Raw genomic sequence first — 4,981 nt, 5'->3', positions numbered from 1 at the left:
CTGGCGGATCGAGCCGCCGGTATCGGTGCCGGTGGCCGCAAGGCAAAGATCGGCGGCGACAGCCGAGGCGGAACCGCCCGAGGAGCCGCCCGGGGTGATCTGCGCTTCGTCACCGGAACGGCGCCAGGGGCTGACGGCGTTGCCGTAGACCGAGGTTTCGTTGGAGGAGCCCATGGCAAACTCGTCCATGTTCAGCTTGCCCAGCATAACCGAGCCCGCATCCGCCAGCTTCTGGCTGACGGTGGATTCGTATTCAGGCTTGAAGCCTTCGAGAATGCCGGAAGCGGCTTGCGAGGCCACGCCCTTGGTGCAGAACAGATCCTTGATGCCGACCGGCAGGCCGCACATGGAGGGGGCATCGCCCGCCTTGATGCGTTCGTCTGCAGCCTTGGCACGCTCCATGGCGACTTCGGGCGTCTTGTGGACGAAAGCGTTCAGCGCGTCTGCTGCATCGATGGCCTTGAGGCAGGCCTCGGTCAGCTCAACGGAAGTGGTGTCGCCTTTGCGCAGCGCGTCGCGGGCCTCTGCCAGGCCCAGTTTGTTCAGATCGCTCATGTCTCTTACTCCACAACCTTGGGCACTGCGAAAAAGCCTTCGCGGGCGTCGGGTGCATTGGCCAGCACTTTGGGCTGCTGGCTGCCGTCGGTGACTTCATCAACGCGGCGCTTGAGGCGCTGCGGAGTCACGGAGGTCATCGGCTCAACGCCGGTCACATCCACCTCGTTCAGCTGCTCGATGAAGCCCAGGATATTGTTGAACTCGTCTGCCAGCGCCGGCAGCGCGTCATCCTCGACCTTGATCCGGGCCAGTTTGGCCACCTTGGCGGCGGTGCTTTGGTCAATCGACATGGAAACCCTCATCTCGTGTTGCCTAGGCATTTACCGCCGCACCGGCCCGCCTGCAAGCCTGCTTGGGACGGATGCCCTGCAATGAGGCCGGGGCGCGGAAATTGCCGGCACGTCTGCATTTCATTTCACCTTCAGCCTGATAGGCTTCGGGCAAGGACAACGGGAGGAGATTTCGAGATGAAAGTGATTTGGCTGGGCCATGGCTCATTCCGCATTGAGACCGAAGGCCAGGTGCTGCTGGTCGATCCCTGGCTGACCGGCAATCCGGTGCTGCCGGAAGAGAGCCATGAGGCGGCAATTGCCGGCGCCACCCATATCCTGCTGACCCATGTGCATTTCGACCATGTGGTGGATGTGCTGCCGCTGGCGAAACGGCTGGGCGTGCCGGTTGCGGGTCAATACGACCTGATGGGGCTCTGGGCCGAGACCGAAGGGGTGGAGACCGTCGGCTTCAACAAGGGCGGCACGGTGGATTTGAACGGCGTGAAAGTGTCGATGGTTCCGGCCTCGCACAGCTCGACCTTTTCGACGCCTGAAGGGCTGCGCACCGGCGGCAGCGAGGTTGGCTTCATGATCCGGGCCGAAGGCAAGACGGTATATCTGTCCGGCGATACCGACATCATGGCCGACATGGAGTGGATGGGCGATTACTACAAACCGGACGTGGGCATCCTGTCGGCGGGCGGGCATTTCACCATGGACATGAAGGCCACGGCCTATGCCGCCAAGCGGTATTTCAACTTCAAGACGGTGATCCCCTGCCATTACAAAAGCTTCCCGATCCTGGAGCAGTCAGCGCAGGATCTGATCGACGGGCTGCCAGGCGTTGAAGTGATCGAGCCAGAAGTGATGACGGCGATCGAGCTCTGACAGGGCTTCAGGCAGCGGCCGGGGAGCTCCCGCCCGTCGCTGGATCTGCGCTGCAGATCCGCTCCCGTTGGGCCAAGCGCCGGGCCTGAAGGCCCGGCGCGGATCCGTCAAACAGCCGCCTTCAGAGCGGGCGGCGTAAAGGCCCTGCGGGCAGCAGAGGCTTTTTCGCGGCAATGGCAGCCATAGGCGTGGTCGTTGATCAGCCCCATGGCCTGCATGAAGGCAAAGGCTGTGGTGGGGCCGACAAATTTCCAGCCGCGTTTCTTCAGCGCCTTGGAGAGCGCGACGGATTCGGGGCTGGTGGAAACGGTCTGCGGCTCCGGCAGGTCCTCCGGCTTGGGCTCAAAACTCCAGAAGAATGCGGCCAGCGACCCCGCCTCCGCCACCAGCTCCTGGGCACGGGCGGCGTTGTTGATCACCGCCTCGATCTTGCCGCGATGGCGGATGATGCCCTTGTCCTGCAGCAAACGCTCCACATCCGTTTCATCGAACTTGGCCATTTTGTTGAAGTCGAACCCGGCAAAGGCGGCGCGGAAATTCTCGCGCTTGTCCAGAATCGTGCGCCAACTGAGCCCCGACTGGAAGCTTTCCAGGCAAACCTTCTCGAACAGGCGGATGTCGCCCCCAACCGGATAGCCCCATTCCTCGTCATGGTAGCGCAGGAAATCCGGGGCCGACCCCGCCCAAGCGCAGCGGGGCAGACCATCGGGCGCAGTGAACAGACGGCTCATTCGGCGGCCCGCAGGAAATCAAGCCGCGGATCCATCATGGTGGGTGCCACACCGATGATCTCCGGCTCGACAACCCCGCCGGAGACAAACGGGTCCTGAGCGACGCGGGCAAACAGGGCCTCTTCGCTTTCACCGATCGCAAGGATCGCACCGCCCTCGCCATCGGTCATCGACCCGGCGGCCAGGAAGACCCCGTCCTCGAACCCCTGCTGCAGCCAGGCCTTGTGGCCCTCAAGAAACTCTGCCAGGCGCTCCTTTTGCGCCGAAAATGTGAGCAAAATGAAATACATGCATATCTCCTTTGATGGGTTTCAGCCAGCATCCGGCGCTGGAGCCTGGCCTGCGAGCCAGTCCTGCATCTGCTGAACTTCACTGTTGATGAATTCCGGATCCTTGAACGCCTGGGCCAGAGAGGCCACCCCCTGGCTGCGGGCCAAGAGGTGCATTGCACATGCGTCCGAGCGGGTGCCGCAGCCCAGCTCCTGGAACTGGCGGCAGAGCCAATCGCGGAACAGGGTGAAAATGGCGTTGGCCTGTCCTTGCGCACTGTGATCGAGCTTGGCCAATTCAGAAACCAGCGTGCCGGCCGGGCAGCCGTAAAGGGTGATCTTGGCCTGGTTGGCGATGAGAATGCGAATGAAGCAGGTGATGCGGCCGGCCGGGCTGGCGCCCTGTGCCTGCCAGTCCTGCAGCATGGCACGCGTGCTGCCCAAGCGGCGGCTGATCACCGCGTCAAGAATCTCGTCCTTAGTTTTGAAATGATAGTAGAAATTGCCGCGCGAGATACCCACGGCTGCAGCGATATCGGCAAAGGACGTTGCTTCGAACCCCTGCTCATAGAACAGCTGGTCCGCCGCTTCGGCAATCCGGTCTTTGGTAGCTGGCTGTGGCATCCCCACCCCTAGGACAATTGACCTATTTTTCAATTAGGACATTCGACCTAGCAAAGCAACATGCAGAAAAAACGACGGCACGTCACCATCCGCCGTGTCAGCGTTTGGCAGCAAAGAAATCTTTGAGCAGCGCTGCTGCTTCCGCTTCGGCGATGCCGTCATAGACCTCGGGCGCGTGGTGCGCCTGCGGGTGGGAGAACACACAGGCACCATGGGCCACCCCACCCGATTTGGGATCGGAGGCGCCATAGTAGACGCGGCGGATGCGGGCGGCAGCGATGGCGGCGGCGCACATCGCGCAGGGCTCCAGCGTCACATAGAGATCATGGCCCGTAAGGCGTTCGCTGCCCAAGGCCGCGCAGGCTTCGCGGATTACCAGCATCTCGGCATGGGCGGTCGGATCGTTCAGCTCGCGGGTGCGGTTTCCCGCCAGTGCAACCACCTGCCCGTCCGGAGCAATAAGCACCGCGCCCACCGGAACCTCGCCGCGCGATGCTGCCAGCCGCGCCTGTTCCAGCGCTTTGTCCATATGCGATTTGAAAGCCATGCCCCTACCTGCCCGCGATTGCGCGCTTTCGCAAGGCGGCGGAATGCTCTATGGCAGCCGCATGAGCAAAACACCCGCATCCCCCCAAGGCAAACCCGGTCCGAAATCCCAGCCCCGCAAGACGGCCGCCAAGCCCGAAGGCGGCGCAGCGCCTGAAGGCGACCGCATCGCCAAGGTGCTGTCGCGCGCAGGTGTTGCCTCGCGCCGCGAGGCTGAGCGTATGATCGGCGAAGGCCGGGTTTCGGTAAACGGCAAGAAGATCGACAGCCCGGCGCTGAACGTGACGGCCAAGGACCGGATCCTGGTGGACGGCCAGCCGCTGCCCGAGGCCGAGGCGCCACGGATGTGGCTCTATCACAAACCCTCCGGGCTGGTGACCACCAACAGCGATGAGAAGGGACGCAAGACGATCTTTGACGAGCTGCCGGAAGAGATGCCGCGGGTGATGACGGTGGGGCGGCTCGACCTCAACTCCGAAGGGCTGCTGCTGCTGACCAACGACGGCGGCATCAAGCGCAAGCTGGAACTGCCTTCGACCGGCTGGCTGCGCCGTTACCGGGTGCGGATCAACGGGCGGCCCAAGGACGAAGATTTTGCACCGCTGCGCAAGGGCCTGGTGATCGAAGGCGAACGTTTTCAGCCGATGACGGTTTCGCTGGACCGCCAGCAAGGCGCCAATGCCTGGGTCACCGTGGGCCTGCGCGAAGGCAAGAACCGCGAGATCCGCCGGGCGATGGAAGACATCGGGTTCAGCGTGAACCGGCTGCTGCGGGTGTCCTACGGGCCGTTCCAGCTGGGCGATCTGAAGGCGGGCGAGGTCGAAGAGCTGCGCCCGCGGGTGGTGCGCGATCAGCTGGGACTGGAGCCTGAAGAAGAAAAGCCGGCACGGCCGACCCGCTCCCGCACCGGCAAGCCGGGTGGAAAGCCAGCAGGCAAACAGCCGGGTAAACCTGGTGGCAGGCCCGGCGCAAAGGGCCCGGGCGCCCCGGGCAAGCCTGCAGGCAAAGGCACAGCCCCGCGCGGGGAACGCCCTGCCCAGCGCGGCGCCGGAAAGCGCCCGATCGGCAAGAATCCCCGCCGCTGAGGCATTTA

At 63.6% G+C, this 4,981-nt stretch carries 8 protein-coding genes; 2 read left to right on the top strand and 6 right to left on the bottom strand.

The annotated features are described in order from the left end of the window. Both RA20_RS21415 and gatC read right to left on the bottom strand, forming a co-directional pair. Positions 1-555 (bottom strand): amidase family protein (locus tag RA20_RS21415; RefSeq protein ID WP_039133608.1); only part of this gene is annotated, 555 nt, incomplete at its 3' end. Positions 556-560: 5 nt separating this feature from the next. Continuing rightward, on the bottom strand, positions 561-848 hold the full coding sequence (gatC, locus tag RA20_RS21410) for an Asp-tRNA(Asn)/Glu-tRNA(Gln) amidotransferase subunit GatC (protein ID WP_039133603.1): 288 nt from the start codon (positions 846-848) through the stop codon (positions 561-563). A gap of 177 nt (positions 849-1,025) precedes the next feature. Here gatC and RA20_RS21405 point away from each other — a divergent pair, with 177 nt between their 5' ends. After that, entirely contained in the window at positions 1,026-1,718 is a 693-nt protein-coding gene (locus RA20_RS21405) for a metal-dependent hydrolase (protein WP_039133600.1), read from the top strand. 107 nt (positions 1,719-1,825) lie between these two features. On the opposite strand, the gene RA20_RS21400 is transcribed toward RA20_RS21405, so the two are convergent. From RA20_RS21400 to RA20_RS21385, 4 genes are all read right to left on the bottom strand, one after another. Further along, positions 1,826-2,449, bottom strand: a complete 624-nt coding sequence (locus tag RA20_RS21400) for a DNA-3-methyladenine glycosylase I (RefSeq protein WP_039133598.1) — start codon at positions 2,447-2,449, stop codon at positions 1,826-1,828. After that, on the bottom strand, positions 2,446-2,739 hold the full coding sequence (locus RA20_RS21395) for a YciI family protein (RefSeq protein WP_039133594.1): 294 nt from the start codon (positions 2,737-2,739) through the stop codon (positions 2,446-2,448). The genes RA20_RS21400 and RA20_RS21395 overlap by 4 nt, the downstream gene beginning before the upstream one ends. A 21-nt stretch (positions 2,740-2,760) precedes the next feature. Continuing rightward, positions 2,761-3,342: a TetR/AcrR family transcriptional regulator gene (locus RA20_RS21390; protein ID WP_039133592.1), complete on the bottom strand. Its 582-nt coding sequence runs from the start codon at positions 3,340-3,342 to the stop codon at positions 2,761-2,763. 97 nt (positions 3,343-3,439) lie between these two features. Continuing rightward, on the bottom strand, positions 3,440-3,889 hold the full coding sequence (locus RA20_RS21385; RefSeq protein ID WP_039133589.1) for a nucleoside deaminase: 450 nt from the start codon (positions 3,887-3,889) through the stop codon (positions 3,440-3,442). A 61-nt stretch (positions 3,890-3,950) separates the two neighbouring features. Here RA20_RS21385 and RA20_RS21380 point away from each other — a divergent pair, with 61 nt between their 5' ends. Next, entirely contained in the window at positions 3,951-4,973 is a 1,023-nt protein-coding gene (locus RA20_RS21380) for a pseudouridine synthase (RefSeq protein ID WP_039133611.1), read from the top strand. The last annotated feature ends 8 nt before the right edge of the window (positions 4,974-4,981 follow it).

Source organism: Leisingera sp. ANG-Vp (assembly GCF_000813725.1).
GTDB lineage: Bacteria > Pseudomonadota > Alphaproteobacteria > Rhodobacterales > Rhodobacteraceae > Leisingera.
The sequence above is the reverse complement of the archived record's forward strand: the minus strand, read 5'-3'. Positions and strand labels throughout refer to the sequence as shown.